The sequence below is a fragment of the Geodermatophilus tzadiensis genome (assembly GCF_003002915.1).
Lineage (GTDB): Bacteria > Actinomycetota > Actinomycetes > Mycobacteriales > Geodermatophilaceae > Geodermatophilus > Geodermatophilus tzadiensis.
Genome location: NZ_PVTG01000003.1, coordinates 194,701 through 208,040, shown reverse-complemented (window position 1 = coordinate 208,040; position 13,340 = coordinate 194,701). Strand labels below are relative to the sequence as shown.

The 13,340-nt window shown below is 76.1% G+C and carries 16 protein-coding genes and 1 tRNA gene; 2 read left to right on the top strand and 15 right to left on the bottom strand.

The features are described from left to right. Window positions 1-36: 36 nt before the first annotated feature. From LY71_RS06220 to LY71_RS06170, 11 genes are all read right to left on the bottom strand, one after another. Window positions 37-789 (bottom strand): YebC/PmpR family DNA-binding transcriptional regulator, encoded by a 753-nt coding sequence (locus tag LY71_RS06220; RefSeq protein WP_106276082.1) that lies wholly within the window; start codon window positions 787-789, stop codon window positions 37-39. Then, window positions 786-1,475 (bottom strand): pyridoxal 5'-phosphate synthase glutaminase subunit PdxT, encoded by a 690-nt coding sequence (pdxT, locus tag LY71_RS06215; RefSeq protein ID WP_106276081.1) that lies wholly within the window; start codon window positions 1,473-1,475, stop codon window positions 786-788. Before pdxT ends, LY71_RS06220 begins: the two co-directional genes overlap by 4 nt. Beyond that, window positions 1,472-2,383, bottom strand: a complete 912-nt coding sequence (gene pdxS, locus LY71_RS06210; protein WP_106276080.1) for a pyridoxal 5'-phosphate synthase lyase subunit PdxS — start codon at window positions 2,381-2,383, stop codon at window positions 1,472-1,474. The genes pdxT and pdxS overlap by 4 nt, the downstream gene beginning before the upstream one ends. Before the next feature lie 67 nt (window positions 2,384-2,450). Continuing rightward, the gene (locus LY71_RS06205; RefSeq protein ID WP_106276227.1) at window positions 2,451-2,990 is read right to left on the bottom strand and encodes a LemA family protein; all 540 of its coding nucleotides are present in this window, start codon (window positions 2,988-2,990) and stop codon (window positions 2,451-2,453) included. 11 nt (window positions 2,991-3,001) lie between these two features. Next, on the bottom strand, window positions 3,002-4,210 hold the full coding sequence (locus LY71_RS06200) for a glycosyltransferase family 4 protein (protein ID WP_106276079.1): 1,209 nt from the start codon (window positions 4,208-4,210) through the stop codon (window positions 3,002-3,004). Next, entirely contained in the window at window positions 4,210-5,136 is a 927-nt protein-coding gene (locus LY71_RS06195; protein WP_245887707.1) for a phosphatidylinositol mannoside acyltransferase, read from the bottom strand. The genes LY71_RS06200 and LY71_RS06195 overlap by 1 nt, the downstream gene beginning before the upstream one ends. Window positions 5,137-5,141: 5 nt before the next feature. Next, window positions 5,142-5,777, bottom strand: coding sequence for a phosphatidylinositol phosphate synthase (gene pgsA / locus LY71_RS06190; RefSeq protein ID WP_106276077.1), 636 nt, complete (start codon window positions 5,775-5,777; stop codon window positions 5,142-5,144). Between the two features lies 1 nt (window position 5,778). Continuing rightward, complete coding sequence (locus tag LY71_RS06185) at window positions 5,779-6,354, bottom strand: HIT family protein (protein ID WP_281261586.1); 576 nt, start codon at window positions 6,352-6,354, stop codon at window positions 5,779-5,781. Further along, window positions 6,351-8,408 carry a threonine--tRNA ligase gene (gene thrS / locus LY71_RS06180; protein ID WP_106276076.1) on the bottom strand — a complete coding sequence of 686 codons (2,058 nt, stop codon included), beginning with the start codon at window positions 8,406-8,408 and terminating at the stop codon, window positions 6,351-6,353. Before thrS ends, LY71_RS06185 begins: the two co-directional genes overlap by 4 nt. Before the next feature lie 101 nt (window positions 8,409-8,509). Further along, entirely contained in the window at window positions 8,510-9,061 is a 552-nt protein-coding gene (locus tag LY71_RS06175; RefSeq protein ID WP_106276075.1) for an MOSC N-terminal beta barrel domain-containing protein, read from the bottom strand. Window positions 9,062-9,111: 50 nt separating this feature from the next. Continuing rightward, window positions 9,112-9,492 (bottom strand): HNH endonuclease, encoded by a 381-nt coding sequence (locus LY71_RS06170; RefSeq protein WP_211297169.1) that lies wholly within the window; start codon window positions 9,490-9,492, stop codon window positions 9,112-9,114. A 153-nt stretch (window positions 9,493-9,645) separates the two neighbouring features. Here LY71_RS06170 and LY71_RS06165 point away from each other — a divergent pair, with 153 nt between their 5' ends. Then, complete coding sequence (locus tag LY71_RS06165; RefSeq protein WP_106276074.1) at window positions 9,646-10,188, top strand: dihydrofolate reductase family protein; 543 nt, start codon at window positions 9,646-9,648, stop codon at window positions 10,186-10,188. A gap of 72 nt (window positions 10,189-10,260) precedes the next feature. Here the strand turns inward: LY71_RS06165 and LY71_RS23690 are convergent, their stop codons facing one another. Further along, a complete protein-coding gene (locus tag LY71_RS23690) occupies window positions 10,261-11,160 on the bottom strand; it encodes an MOSC domain-containing protein (RefSeq protein WP_211297168.1) in 900 nt (299 codons plus the stop codon). A gap of 44 nt (window positions 11,161-11,204) precedes the next feature. Next, window positions 11,205-11,837, bottom strand: a complete 633-nt coding sequence (locus LY71_RS06155; RefSeq protein ID WP_106276073.1) for a LysE/ArgO family amino acid transporter — start codon at window positions 11,835-11,837, stop codon at window positions 11,205-11,207. A 72-nt stretch (window positions 11,838-11,909) separates the two neighbouring features. Here LY71_RS06155 and LY71_RS06150 point away from each other — a divergent pair, with 72 nt between their 5' ends. Then, complete coding sequence (locus tag LY71_RS06150; RefSeq protein WP_106276072.1) at window positions 11,910-12,791, top strand: LysR family transcriptional regulator ArgP; 882 nt, start codon at window positions 11,910-11,912, stop codon at window positions 12,789-12,791. 64 nt (window positions 12,792-12,855) lie between these two features. On the opposite strand, the gene LY71_RS06145 is transcribed toward LY71_RS06150, so the two are convergent. Together LY71_RS06145 and LY71_RS06140 are read right to left on the bottom strand one after the other, a co-directional pair. Then, a tRNA-Val gene (locus tag LY71_RS06145) sits at window positions 12,856-12,927 on the bottom strand. Between the two features lie 26 nt (window positions 12,928-12,953). After that, a complete protein-coding gene (locus LY71_RS06140; RefSeq protein ID WP_245887706.1) occupies window positions 12,954-13,304 on the bottom strand; it encodes a TIGR02611 family protein in 351 nt (116 codons plus the stop codon). Window positions 13,305-13,340: the final 36 nt, after the last annotated feature.

Here is a 13,340-nt window from a genome sequence, read left to right as displayed (position 1 = left end):
CGCGAGCCTGCGAGCGGTGGGGGGCAGAGGGGTCCTTCACCCGACGCGCTCGAGCACCTCGTCGGAGACGTCGTAGTTGGCGTAGACGTTCTGCACGTCGTCGCAGTCCTCGAGGGCGTCGATGAGGCGGAACACCTTGCCGGCGCCCTCCTCGTCGAGCTCGACGGTGACGCTGGGGACGAACCCGGCCTCGGCCGAGTCGTAGTCGATGCCGGCGTCCTGCAGCGCGGTGCGGACGGCGACGAGGTCGGTCGGCTCGCAGACGACCTCGAAGGTGTCGCCGAGGTCGCGGACCTCCTCGGCGCCGGCGTCGAGGACGGCCATGAGCACGGTGTCCTCGTCCACGCCGTCGGCCGCGGGCACGACGACGACGCCCTTGCGCGTGAACAGGTAGGACACCGAGCCCGGGTCGGCCATCGAGCCGCCGTTGCGGGTCATCGCGGTGCGCACCTCGGAGGCCGACCGGTTCTTGTTGTCGGTGAGGCACTCGACGAGCACCGCCACGCCGCCGGCGGCGTAGCCCTCGTAGGTGATGGAGAGGTACTCGACGCCGCCGGCCTCGGCACCGGAGCCGCGCTTGACCGCGCGGTCGATGTTGTCGTTGGGGACCGAGGACTTCTTGGCCTTCTGGATGGCGTCGTACAGCGTCGGGTTGCCGGCCGGGTCACCGCCACCCGTGCGCGCCGCGACCTCGACGTTCTTGATCAGCTTGGCGAACAGCTTGCCGCGCTTGGCGTCGATGGCGGCCTTCTTGTGCTTCGTGGTCGCCCACTTGGAATGGCCGCTCACTGCTCTCCTCCGGGGTCGGGGGCGCCGGCTCCGGCGCCACTGGGGACGGCCACCGCCCGGCCGACCGCGGCCGCCTGCCGCACGACGTCCACGAACAGCGCGTGGACCCGGGTGTCCCCGGTCAGCTCCGGGTGGAAGCTGGTGGCCACGACGTCGCCCTGGCGCACCGCGACGATCCTACCGTCGGCCGCTCCGCCGACGACCCGCCCGAGGACCTCGACGTCCGGCCCGGCCTCCTCCACCCACGGCGCGCGGATGAACACCGCCGACAGCGGGCCGCCGGGCACGCCGGCCAGCTCGACCCGCGACTCGAAGGACTCCGCCTGCCGGCCGAAGGCGTTGCGCCGCACCGTCACGTCGAGGGCGCCGAGGGTCGGCTGGCCGGGCGGGGCGTCGAGCAGCCGCCCGGCCAGCAGCACCAGGCCAGCGCAGGTGCCGTAGGCCGGCAGCCCGCCGCGGACGGCGTCGCGCAGCGGCTCGAGCAGCCCGGTGCGGACGGCGAGCGTGGTCATCGTCGTCGACTCCCCGCCCGGCAGCACCAGCCCGTCGACGCCGGCCAGCTCCTCCGGGCGCCGCACCGGCACCGCCTCGGCGCCCAGCGCGGTCAGGACGGCGAGGTGCTCCCGGACGTCGCCCTGCAGCGCGAGGACGCCGATGCGGACACGCTCCGGGGGTGTGGCGCTCACCAGCCGCGGGCGGCGAAGCGCTGGGAGTCGGGCAGCGTGTCGACGCTGATGCCCACCATCGGCTCGCCCAGCCCGCGGGACACCTTGGCGATCACCGCCGGGTCGTCGGCGAACGTGGTGGCCTGCACGATGGCCGCGGCCCGCTGGGCGGGGTCGCCGGACTTGAAGATGCCGGAGCCGACGAACACGCCCTCGGCGCCCAGCTGCACCATCATCGCCGCGTCGGCGGGGGTGGCGATGCCGCCGGCGGTGAACAGCACGACCGGCAGCGTGCCGGCGCGGGCCACCTCGACCACCAGGTCGTGCGGCGCGCGCAGCTCCTTGGCCGCCACGAACAGCTCGGTCTCGTCGAGCGTCGTCAGCCGCCGGATGCCGGCGCGGATCGCGCGCATGTGCCGGGTGGCCTCGACGACGTTGCCGGTGCCGGCCTCGCCCTTGCTGCGGATCATCGCCGCGCCCTCGGCGATCCGGCGCAGCGCCTCGCCCAGGTCGGTGGCGCCGCAGACGAACGGCACGGTGAACGCGTGCTTGTCGATGTGGTGGGCCTCGTCGGCGGGGGTGAGCACCTCGGACTCGTCGACGTAGTCCACGCCGAGGGCCTGCAGCACCTGGGCCTCGACGAAGTGCCCGATGCGGGCCTTGGCCATCACCGGGATGGAGACCGCGTCGATGATCCCCTGCACCACGTCCGGGTCGCTCATCCGCGCGATGCCGCCCTGGGCGCGGATGTCGGCGGGCACCCGCTCGAGGGCCATGACCGCGACCGCGCCGGCGTCCTCGGCGATGCGGGCCTGCTCGGGGGTGACGACGTCCATGATGACGCCGCCCTTGAGCTGCTCGGCCAGGCCGCGCTTGACGCGGTCGGTGCCCGTGGTGGGCGTGGCGGGGACGTCGGCGTGCGAGGACACGGGCTGCTCCAGGTCGCGTGGGGTGGCCGGCCGGGGAGGCGCTCGGCCGCCGCCATGGTAGGTCGCCTCAGCGGGCGACCGGTCCGGCGCCGCTGGTGACGGCGTCCAGGCCGTCCTCGACGTCGAAGAAGCGCGGCAGCGGGCGGTCGGCGTGCAGGCGCAGCAGCCGCGGGAACCGGTGCAGCCGCAGCAGGTGGGTGTCGCGGACGGCGTCGTTGTAGAAGCGCCTCGCCAGGCCCATGCGCGCGTCGGCCTCGGCCAGCTCGGTGAGCAGCCGCGCGGGCACCCCGGGCAGCTCGTCGGGCAGCGTGCGCAGCTCCCGGCCGAGGGTGTTCTCGGCCAGCTCGCGGTCGCCGGTGCGCGGCTGCCGGGCGTCGTGGGCGGCGGTCTTGAGCCGGGTGGCGCGGTCCTCCCCGAGCGCCGCGGAGTGCTCCGAGGCCAGGTCGGCGGCGAGCGCGGCGCGCTGCTGCAGCCGGGTGTCGAGCACCGACCAGGCGCGGGCGACCCGGCTCTCGAGGCGGCGCAGCCGGGTCAGCGTCCACGCCGTCCAGGCCAGCAGGAGGACGGCGACGCCCGCGGCGAGCAGCAACCAGGCGCCGGGCGTCACGACCGCCCACGCTAGCGGCGCGGCCTCCGGAACGGGGACGCCCACACCCCGTCGGGGGCACCGGCGGCGGCGAGGTCCGCGTCCTCGGCGGCGGTGACCGCGCCGGTCCCGGCGAGGACGACGGTCTCGTAGACGTCGAGGACCCGGCGGGCCACGACCTGCCAGTCGTAGCCGGCGGCCGCCTCCTGCCCGGCCGCCGACAGCCGCGCGCGGCGGTCGGGGTCGGCGAGCAGGTCCGACAGCGCCCGGGCGAGCGCCGTGCTGTCGCCGCGGCGCACCAGCACGCCGGCCGCGCCGTCCTCCAGCACCCGCGCGAACGCGTCGAGGTCGCTGGCCACGATCGGCGCCCCGGCGGCCATGGCCTCGATGAGCACCACGCCGAAGGACTCGCCGAGCAGGTTGGGGGCGCAGTACACGTCGACCGAGCGGAGGAAGGCGGCCTTCTCGGCCTCGGAGACCTCCCCGAGCACCACCACCGAGGGTGCGAGGTCCTCGCCCAGCCCGTCGCGCAGGGCGTCGGGGTCGCCCCGGCCGGCGACCAGCAGCCGCGCGCCGGGGTGCTCCCGGACGACGGTGCGCATCGCTTCCAGCAGCACCGGCAGGCCCTTGCGCGGCTCGTCGTAGCGGCCGAGGAAGCCGACGGTCGGGCCGTCGCCGCCCCGGGCGACCCCGGGCAGCGTCGGCCCCTGCGCGAAGGAGGCCACGTGCACGCCGTTGGGGATGATCACCGCGTCGCCGCCGAGGTGCTCGACCTGCACCCGCCGGGCGAAGTCGGAGACGGCGATCCGGCCGCTGATCCGCTCCAGCCAGGGCCGCACGAGCGGGCCGAAGGTGGCCAGCCACTTGGAGCGCACCGTGGCGGCGTGGAAGGTGGCCACGATCGGGCCGGTGGCGATCATGCAGACCAGCAGCCCGGTCGACGGCGGGGCCGGGTCGTGCACGTGGACGACGTCGAAGCGCCCCTCGCGCAGCCACCGGCGCACCCGGGACGCCGACACCGGGCCGAACTGCAGGCTGGCCATCGAGCCGTTGTAGGGGATCGGCACGGTGCGCCCGGCGAAGGTGAGCCAGGGGTCGGTGAGGGACTCCTCCCGCTCGGCCGGGGTGAGCACCTCGACGTGGTGGCCGAACCCGCGCAGCGTCTCGGCGAGGTCGCGCACGTGGTACTGCACGCCGCCGGGGACGTCCCACTGGTAGGGGCAGACCAGGCCGATGCGCATCAGCCGCGCTCCCCCGCCGGCGGGTCGGGCGGCACGTCGGCCCAGACCCGGCCGAGGACGTGCCAGTCCTCGGGCTGCCGGGCGATGCCGTCGCTGAACGCGTCGGCCACGCCCTGCATCGCGTGCTGCACCCGGTCGCGCAGCCGGGTCCCGCCGTCGAGGGGCACCTCCGGGTGCACCTCGTGCACCCAGCCCCGCTCGCTGAACCGCGAGACGGCCGGGTGCAGCGCCGCCCCGGTCTGCGCCGCGAGCAGGGCCGGGCCGCCGGGCATCGTGGCGCGGCGGCCGAAGAGGTCGACCGGCACGCCGCCGCCGCCCAGGTCGCGGTCGACCAGCAGGCAGACCGACCCGCCGGCCTCGAGCCACTCGCGCAGCACGGCGGAGCTCGGCCGCGGGCCGCCGGTCAGCGGCACCACCCGCATGCCCAGGGTCTCCCGGTAGGCGAGGAAGCGCGCGTACAGCGACTCCGGGCGCAGCCGCTCGGCGACGGTCAGGAACGGCCCGCCGAGCCAGTCGACCAGCCAGACACCGGCGGCGTCCCAGTTGCCGCTGTGCGGCAGCGCCACGACCACCGGCCGCCCCTGGTCGCGGGCGCGGGCGAGGTGCTCCTGCCCGGGCAGCAGCGTGTCGCGCAGGATCCGCGCGGTGCCCAGGCGGGGCAGGCGGAACGCCTCCTGCCAGTAGCGCGCGTAGGAGCGCACCGCGCGGACGGTGAGCGCGTCGAGCTCGTCGGCGTCCAGCTTGCCGCCGGTGGCCACCCGCAGGTTGGCGCGCAGCTGGCGCACCCCGCGGCCCTCGCGCCCGGCCGCCCACCGCCCGGCCGCGTCGAAGGCGCCGCGGGCCACCGGCTCGGGCACCCGCTGGACGGCCTGCCAGCCGGCGGCGTAGCCCAGGTCGGTGAGGCGGGCGGCGACGCGGGCGCGCACGCCGCTCACCGCGCCGGTGCCGACGCCGTCGGGGCCGCCTTCCCCCGGGCCCCGCGGTGGACGGCGGCGATGCGCTGCGCCACCGTGATCGCGCCCCCGACGACCGACAGCCACAGCCCCACGTCGACGAGGTACGGCAGGCCCAGGCCGGTCAGGCCGGTGCCGGTGAGCACCAGGATCAGCCGCTCGGTGCGCTCCACCAGCCCGACGTCGCACGGGATGCCCACCCCCTCCGCGCGGGCCTTGGTGTAGCTGGTGAGCACGCCGAGGACCAGGGCCACGAGGGCCAGCAGCGCCAGCAGCCGGTCGTCGCCGGCGCCGGTGTACCACCAGACCAGGGCGCCGAAGACGGCGGCGTCCACGGCCCGGTCGCAGGTGGAGTCGAGCACCGCGCCGAACGCCGACCCGCCGCCGCGGGCGCGGGCCAGCGCGCCGTCGAGCATGTCGAGCAGCACGAAGACCGTGACGGTGGCCGCGCCCCAGAACAGCTGCCCGTGCGCGATGAGCAGCACCGCGCCGGCGATGGCGCCGAGCGTCCCGGTGACGGTGACCATGTCGGGGGTGACCCCGGCCCGCGCCAGCCGGGTGACCACCGGCGCCCAGAACCGGCCGACGGCGGCGCGGGCGCCCTGTCCCAGCACGTCAGTCCCCCTGCACCGGGGCCGAGGCCGGCCAGGACCGGGCGAGCAGTGCCCGCGTCTCGGCGAGCACCTGGGGCAGCACCCGGGTCAGCCCGATGACGGGCATGAAGTTGGTGTCGCCGCCCCAGCGCGGCACCGCGTGCTGGTGCAGGTGGTCGGCGATGCCCGCGCCGGCCACGGCGCCCTGGTTCATGCCGATGTTGAAGCCGTGCGCGCCGGTCACCTCTCGCACCACCCGCATCGCCGTCTGCGTGAACGCGCCCAGCTCGGCGACCTCGGCGGCGGTGAGGTCGGTGTAGTCGGGCACGTGCCGGTAGGGGACCACCATGAGGTGCCCGGCGTTGTAGGGATAGAGGTTGAGCACCGCGAACACCGTCGCGCCGCGGGCGACGACCAGCCCCTCCTCGTCCGGCATGGCCGGGATGAGGCAGAACGGGCAGTCGTGCTCACCGGTCGGCTTGCCCTCGCCGCGGATGTAGGCCATCCGGTACGGCGTCCACAGGTGCTCGAAGACGGTGGCCGGGCCGCCGTCGTCGCTGGAGACCGGGACGGCGAAGCCGTCCGGGCCGATGGTCACGCCCGCCCCAGCGGCGTCTCGGCGGTCGGGTCGGCGTTGTGCCGGGCGGCCACCCAGGCGGCGACGGCGTCGACGGCGTCGGCCACCGGCACCCCGTTGCGCTGGCTGCCGTCGCGGAAGCGGAAGGAGACCGCGCCGGCCTCGGCATCGGTGGCCCCGGCGATGAGCACGAAGGGCACCTTCTGCTTGCTGGCGTTGCGGATCTTCTTCTGCATGCGGTCGTCGGAGTCGTCGACCTCGACCCGGATGCCCCGCTCGCGCAGCCGCAGGGCGACGTCGCCGAGGTAGGGGACCTGGTCGTCGGTGACCGGGACCGCCGTCACCTGCACCGGCGCGAGCCACGCGGGGAACGCGCCGGCGTAGTGCTCGGTGAGGACGGCGAAGAACCGCTCGATCGAGCCGAACAGCGCCCGGTGCAGCATGACCGGCCGCTGCCGCGAGCCGTCGGCGGCGGTGTACTGCAGGGCGAAGCGCTCGGGCAGGTTGAAGTCGACCTGGATGGTCGACATCTGCCAGCTGCGGCCGATCGCGTCGCGGGCCTGCACGGAGATCTTCGGGCCGTAGAACGCCGCGCCGCCGGGGTCGGGCACCAGCTCCAGGCCGGAGTCCAGGGCCGCCTGCCGCAGCGCCTCGGTGGCGACCTCCCAGCTCTCGTCCGAGCCCACCGACTTCTGCGGGTCGCGGGTGGACAGCTCCAGGTAGAAGTCCGACAGGCCGTAGTCGGCGAGCAGCCCGAGCACGAAGTCGAGCAGGCTGCGCAGCTCCCCGCCCATCTGCTCGGGGGTGCAGTAGATGTGCGCGTCGTCCTGGGTGAAGCCGCGGGCCCGGGTCAGCCCGTGGACCACGCCGGACTTCTCGTAGCGGTACACCGTGCCGAACTCGAACAGCCGCAGCGGCAGCTCGCGGTAGGACCGGCCGCGGGACCCGAACACCAGGTTGTGCATCGGGCAGTTCATCGGCTTGAGGTAGTAGTCCTGCCCCTGCCGGCGGACGGCGCCCTCGGCGTCGCGCTCCTCGTCGAGCTGCATGGGCGGGTACATGCCCTCGGCGTACCAGTCCAGGTGACCGGAGACCTGGAACAGCCGCGCCTTGCTGATGTGCGGGGTGTTGACGAAGGAGTAGCCGGCCTCCTCGTGCCGCCGGCGGCTGTAGGCCTCCAGCTCGCGCCGGACGACGCCGCCCTTCGGGTGGAACACCGCCAGGCCCGACCCGATCTCGTCGGGGAAGCTGAACAGGTCCAGCTCCGCGCCCAGCCGCCGGTGGTCGCGGCGCTCGGCCTCGGCCAGCTGCTCCAGGTACGCCTTCTGCGCCTCGCGGCTCTCCCACGCCGTGCCGTAGACGCGCTGCAGCTGCGGGTTCTTCTCGCTGCCGCGCCAGTAGGCGGCGGCCGAGCGCATGAGGCCGAACGCCGGGATGCCCGAGGTGCGCGGCAGGTGCGGACCGCGGCACAGGTCGGTCCACACCCGGTCGCCGGTGCGGGCGTCGAGGTTGTCGTACATGGTCAGCTGGGCGCCGCCGACCTCGACGTCGGCGCCCTCGGTGTCGCCGGCGCCGCCCTTGAGCCCGATCAGCTCGAGCTTGTAGGGCTCGTGCGCGAGCTCGGCGCGGGCGTCGTCGTCGGCGATCTCGCGGCGGGAGAACCGCTGGCCGGCCTTCACGATCTGCTGCATGCGCTTCTCCAGCGCCTGCAGGTCCTCGGGCGTGAACGGCTTCTCGGGGTCGAAGTCGTAGTAGAAGCCGTTCTCCACCGGCGGGCCGATGCCCAGCCGGGTGCCGGGGAAGAGGTCCTGCACCGCCTGGGCGAGGACGTGCGCGGTGGAGTGGCGGATGACGGCGCGGCCCTCGGGGCTGGCGGCCGCCACCGGCTCGACCTCGGCGTCGGCCTCGGGGGTCCAGGCGAGGTCGCGCAGGTCGCCGGAGGCCAGGTCGCGGACGACGACGGCGCCGTCGGGACCCTTGAGCGCGACCCCGGCGTCCTTGAGCGCCTGCTCGGCCGTGGTCCCGGCCGGCACCCGGATCGGGGCGGCGGCGGCGGGGGTGGGCGCGGCGGACACGGGGTCTCCTGGGGGTCGTTCGGGGTGCCGGTCGGCGTCCGTCCGTCGGGGACGGGCACCGGCCAGCGTATCGACCGTCCGCCCCCGGCCCGGAGACCCGACTACGCCGGGACGACGTCGTCGCCGACGGCCACCGCACCCGGCTCGACCACCTCGGCGTACACGCCCAGGCAGTGCTTCGGCAGGCGGGTGACCTCCAGCACCGCCGAGCCGAGCCGCAGCCGGCGGCCCACCCACGCCCGCTCCAGCTCGCGGGAGGGGTCCCCCGGCAGGTCGAGCAGCAGGTTGGCGCGCGGGTCCTCGGCGCCGCAGCCGGCCGGGACGACGCCGGCGGCCGCGAGGTCGAGGGCCTGCCGGGACACCAGGTGCACCGCGGCGGAGCCGTCGGGCCGGGCGGTCAGCGGCTCGAGGCGCACCGGCCGGCCGAGCGCGGCGGTGACGGCGGCGGCGTCGGCGGCCGGGTCCCCGGTGGCGGCGACGCCGGCCAGGGCCGGGGCGTCCCTCCCGCGCAGCACCCGGCCGGCCTCGTCCACGGCGGCCCAGGCCCGGTCACCGGCCAGCCCCTCGGGGTCGACGTCGGCGCGCGGCAGCGCCGTCCCGGCGCACCCGCGCACGGGGTAGACCGAGATGCCGACGACGGTGCCCGCGCTCACGCCGCCACGCTACGGCGGGCGTTCGGGCCACGGGGCTCGGGCGGCGGGGCTCAGGCGGCCAGGCCACCGCGGCGGCGCAGCCGGCGCAGCTGGGACTCCAGGTAGGGCCGGGCCCGGCGCTGCCCGCCGCGGACGGCGATCGCCTCGGCCAGCTGGGTGAGGATGCGCGCGAGCCGCGCCTCGTCGGCCGGCCAGCCCCGCCGCAGGCACTCCTCCAGCCACTCGACGGGCGCGGTGTGCCCGCGCTCGGCGTTGCAGCGGCGGCAGGCGGCGACCTCGTTCTCCAGCCACGACGGCCCGCCCTTGACCCGCGGCACCACGTGCTCGGTCGTGGGGGTCACCTGCCCGGAGAGCGCGCGGCCGCACCAGATGCAGGTGGGGCCGTCCCGCTCCACGGCCGCCTCCAGGCGCGCGGCCCTGTCCAGTGCCATCTCCCCCATGGTGCGCCCGGACGACCCGGGGCGCCCGAGGGACCGGCCCCCCGGCGGGTCCCCCCACCGATGAGAAACGGGATCGGCCAGTGTCTGACCCCACGACACCGACCGAGCGGCCGCCAGGGCCGACCGACACGCGAGGAGCACGACATGGGCGCCATCCGGGTGCACGAGTTCACCACCGTCGACGGGGTGGTCGACGTCCCGATGTGGACCGTCGACTACGGCTTCCCCGACGACCTGTCCGAGTCGATCGGGGCGCTCACCGCCGCCTCCTCGGGGATCCTGCTGGGCCGCACGACCTTCGAGATGTTCGCCCCGGCCTGGTCGACGCGGACCGTCGAGGAGGACCCGGGCGCGCCGTTCTTCAACGACACGACCAAGTACGTCGTGTCCTCCACGCTTCCCGACGCCGCCGCCGTGTGGCGCAACTCCGAGGCGCTCGGCGGCTACGACCCCGACCGGATCCGCGAGCTGAAGGCCGACCGCGACCTCTACGTCAGCGGCAGCGCCACGCTGGTGCGCGCGCTGGTCGCCGACGGCCTGGCCGACGAGCTGCACCTCTACGTCTACCCGGTCGCGCTCGGCGAGGGCATCCGGCTGTTCCCCGAGGGGACGTCGCACAAGCTCTCGCTGCTCGACGTCGAGAAGCTGAGCAACGGCGTCGCGCACCTGACCTACGGCCCCGCCTGACCCACCCGGACCCCGAGGGGCCGGTCCCGCGGGACCCGGCCCCTCGGCGCCCACTCCGCGCTCCCCAGGCGCTCACTCGGCGACGACCGGCGCCCCCACGCGGATCTCGCCGTCGGTGAGGACGTCGGCGCGCAGCCCGCCGCGGTGGATGAGCGGCCGCAGCGTGCCCGGCCCGCTGAGCCGGTCGAGGTGCACGCAGGGCTCGCACAGCCGGCGCCCCTCGCACAGCACCTCGCCGACGCGGAAGCGCCGCCCGACCAGCGCGTTGACGTCGATGCCCCGGGTGAGCACGTTGCGCCGGGTGCCGGCGAGGTCCAGCGGCACCCCGGCCGCGGCCAGCTCGTCGAGCACCTCGGCGGCCACCAGCGTCAGGTCGTAGCCGGGGCGCCGCCCGGCGCGGGGGCTGAAGGTGCCGGCCCCCACCGCGTAGCGGTCGCCGTCGAGACCGCGGCCTGCGCGGGCGTGCGCGACGTCGAGCAGCCGCATCGGCGCCTCCGCGGCCGGCGCCACGGCGAGCCCCTCGACGGTGCCGCGCAGCACCTCCGCGACCGGACCGCGGCGCGGCACCGGGTCGAGCGAGGCGACGGCGTGGGCCTCGCGGATGCGCAGGTCCGCGGTGGCCCGGCCGAGCAGCGCCGGCGTCTGCGGGCTGAGCACGACGCCCGGCGGGGTGCCGAAGGCCAGCACGGCCGCCGCGCCGCCCCCCGCGCCACCCCCCGTGCCGCCGTCCTCCTGCTCGACGACGGCGATCCACCACCCCGGCCACTGGAAGCGCACCGGGTCGGCGATCGGCACCAGCCCCGAGCCGTGCCCGGCCAGCCAGCCGCGCCAGGCGCCCAGGGCGTGCGCCAGGTCCTCACCGGGCGCCGGCAGGTCGGTCACCGCCACCTCGGTGACCGAGGCCAGGCACGCGGCGAACCCCCGGGCAAGGGCGCTCGCCGGGGGGCCGGGCGGGAGCTCGACGTCGATCACGGGTCCTCCAGGGGATCGGCCGGCCGGTGGGCGGGCGGCGCCGCTCAGGCGCCGCCCACCCCGCGGACGGCGAGGGACACGGCGAGGAGGGTCATCACGGCGGCGATGACGCCGTCGAGGACCCGCCAGGCGGCCGGGCGGGCGAACACCGGCCGCAGCAGGCGCGCGCCGAAGCCCAGACCGGTGAACCACAGCACGCTGCCCAGCCCGGCGCCGGCGGCGAACTCCCACCGGTGCTCGCCGTAGGTGGAGGCCGTCGAGCCGAGCAGCACCACGGTGTCGAGGTAGACGTGCGGGTTGAGCCAGGTCAGGGCCAGGCAGGTGCCCACGGTGACCGCGAGGCCGGTGCGCACGCCGGCGGCGTCGGGCAGCAGGACTCCGGGACGCAGCGCCCGCCGCGCGGCCAGCACGCCGTAGCCGAGCAGGAAGGCCGCACCGGCGAAGCAGACCACCGGGACCAGCCACGGCAGCCGCTCCAGGGCGGCCCCGGCCCCCAGCACGCCGGCGAGGATGAGCACCACGTCGGAGAGCGCGCACACCGCCACCACCGCGGCCACGTGCTCGAGGCGCAGGCCCTGCCGCAGGACGAAGGCGTTCTGCGCACCGATGGCGACGATCAGCCCCAGGCCGAGCGCGAACCCGGACGCGACAGCGAGCAGGGCGGGGGTGGTGAGCACGCCGTCGACGCTACGAACCGCCGAAAGTGCAGTCCAGCTACAGATCCTGATGCGTCGTTAGCATCGCTGTCCGTGGACCTCGACCTGGCCCAACTGCGGGCCCTGGACGCCACCGTCCGCGGCGGCACGCTGGAGGCGGCCGCCCGGGCGTTGCACGTGACCCCGTCGGCGATCAGCCAGCGGCTGCGCGCGCTGGAGGTGGCGACCGGCCGGATCCTGCTGGTGCGGACCAAGCCGGTGCAGGTGACCGAGTCGGGACAGGCGGTGCTGCGCCTGGCGCGGCAGGTGGACCTGCTCGCCGCCGACGTCGCCCGCGAGCTCGGCGGCGAGGAGTCGTCGGCGGTGCCCACGCTGCCGATCGCGGTCAACGCCGACTCGATGGCCACCTGGGTGCTGCCCGCGCTGGCGCCGCTGGCCGGCGAGGTCTGCTTCGACCTGCACCGCGAGGACCAGGAGCACACCAGCGCCCTGCTGCGCGCCGGCACCGTCATGGCCGCGGTGACCGCGGAGGCCGAGCCGGTGCCCGGCTGCACCGCCACCCGCCTCGGCGGCATGCGCTACCGGCCGGCGGCCACGCCCGCGTTCGTGCGGCGCTGGTTCCCCGCCGGGCCCACCGCGGAGGCGCTGGTCCGCGCCCCGGTCGTCGTCTTCGACCGCAAGGACGACCTGCAGGACCGCTACCTGCACGCCCGCGCCGGTGCCGGCGTCTCCCCGCCGGTGCACTTCGTCCCCGCCGCGGCGGACTTCGTCACCGCCGTCGCCCTGGGCCTGGGCTGGGGGATGGTGCCCGACCTGCAGGCGCGCGGGACCGCCGCGGAGCTGGTCGCCCTCGACGACCCGGTCGACGTCGTCCTGCACTGGCAGCAGTGGCGGCTGCGGTCGGCCACCCTCGACCGGGTGCGCGACGCCGTGCTGGCGGCCGCCGCCCGCGAGCTGGACCGGCCCGCCCGCTGACGGGGCCGGGAACGCCGAGGGGCCGGGCACCCGGTCTCCCGGTGTGCCCGGCCCCTCGTGCCGGTGGGCGATACTGGGTTCGAACCAGTGACCTCTTCGGTGTGAACGAAGCGCTCTACCACTGAGCCAATCGCCCGCTGCGCCGACCATGATGCCAGACGCTCACCGCCACAGCGGCACCCACCCCGGCACCCAGTGCGGCACGCCCATGAGGTGCAGCACGACGACGAGCGCGCCGTAGACGAAGGCCGCCGTCAGCAGCCCCACCGCCAGGCGGACCCACACCGGCTGCCGCCCGAGCCACTCGGTCCAGGCCGAGACGCGGCGCTTGGTGAACTCCAGCAGCCGCTCGGCCCACATGAACTCGGTGGCGAGCACGAACAGGCCGGCGATGACGGTGAGCCAGCCCGGGCCGGGCAGCGGGATGGTGACCAGGCCGGCGGCGACCACGAGCCCGCCGACGATCCCGACGCCCACGCGGTAGGCGGAGTCCACCGACCGGCGGGCGGCCACCCGCCGGCGCCAACGGGTCTCGGCGACCCGCTCGCG

Coding starts and splice junctions, on each gene's coding strand:
- LY71_RS06170 (WP_211297169.1), bottom strand. CDS start 9,492: ATGGCACTGGACAGGGCCGCGCGCCTGGAGGCGGCCGTGGAGCGGGAC.
- LY71_RS06200 (WP_106276079.1), bottom strand. CDS start 4,210: ATGCGCATCGGCCTGGTCTGCCCCTACCAGTGGGACGTCCCCGGCGGC.
- LY71_RS06165 (WP_106276074.1), top strand. CDS start 9,646: ATGGGCGCCATCCGGGTGCACGAGTTCACCACCGTCGACGGGGTGGTC.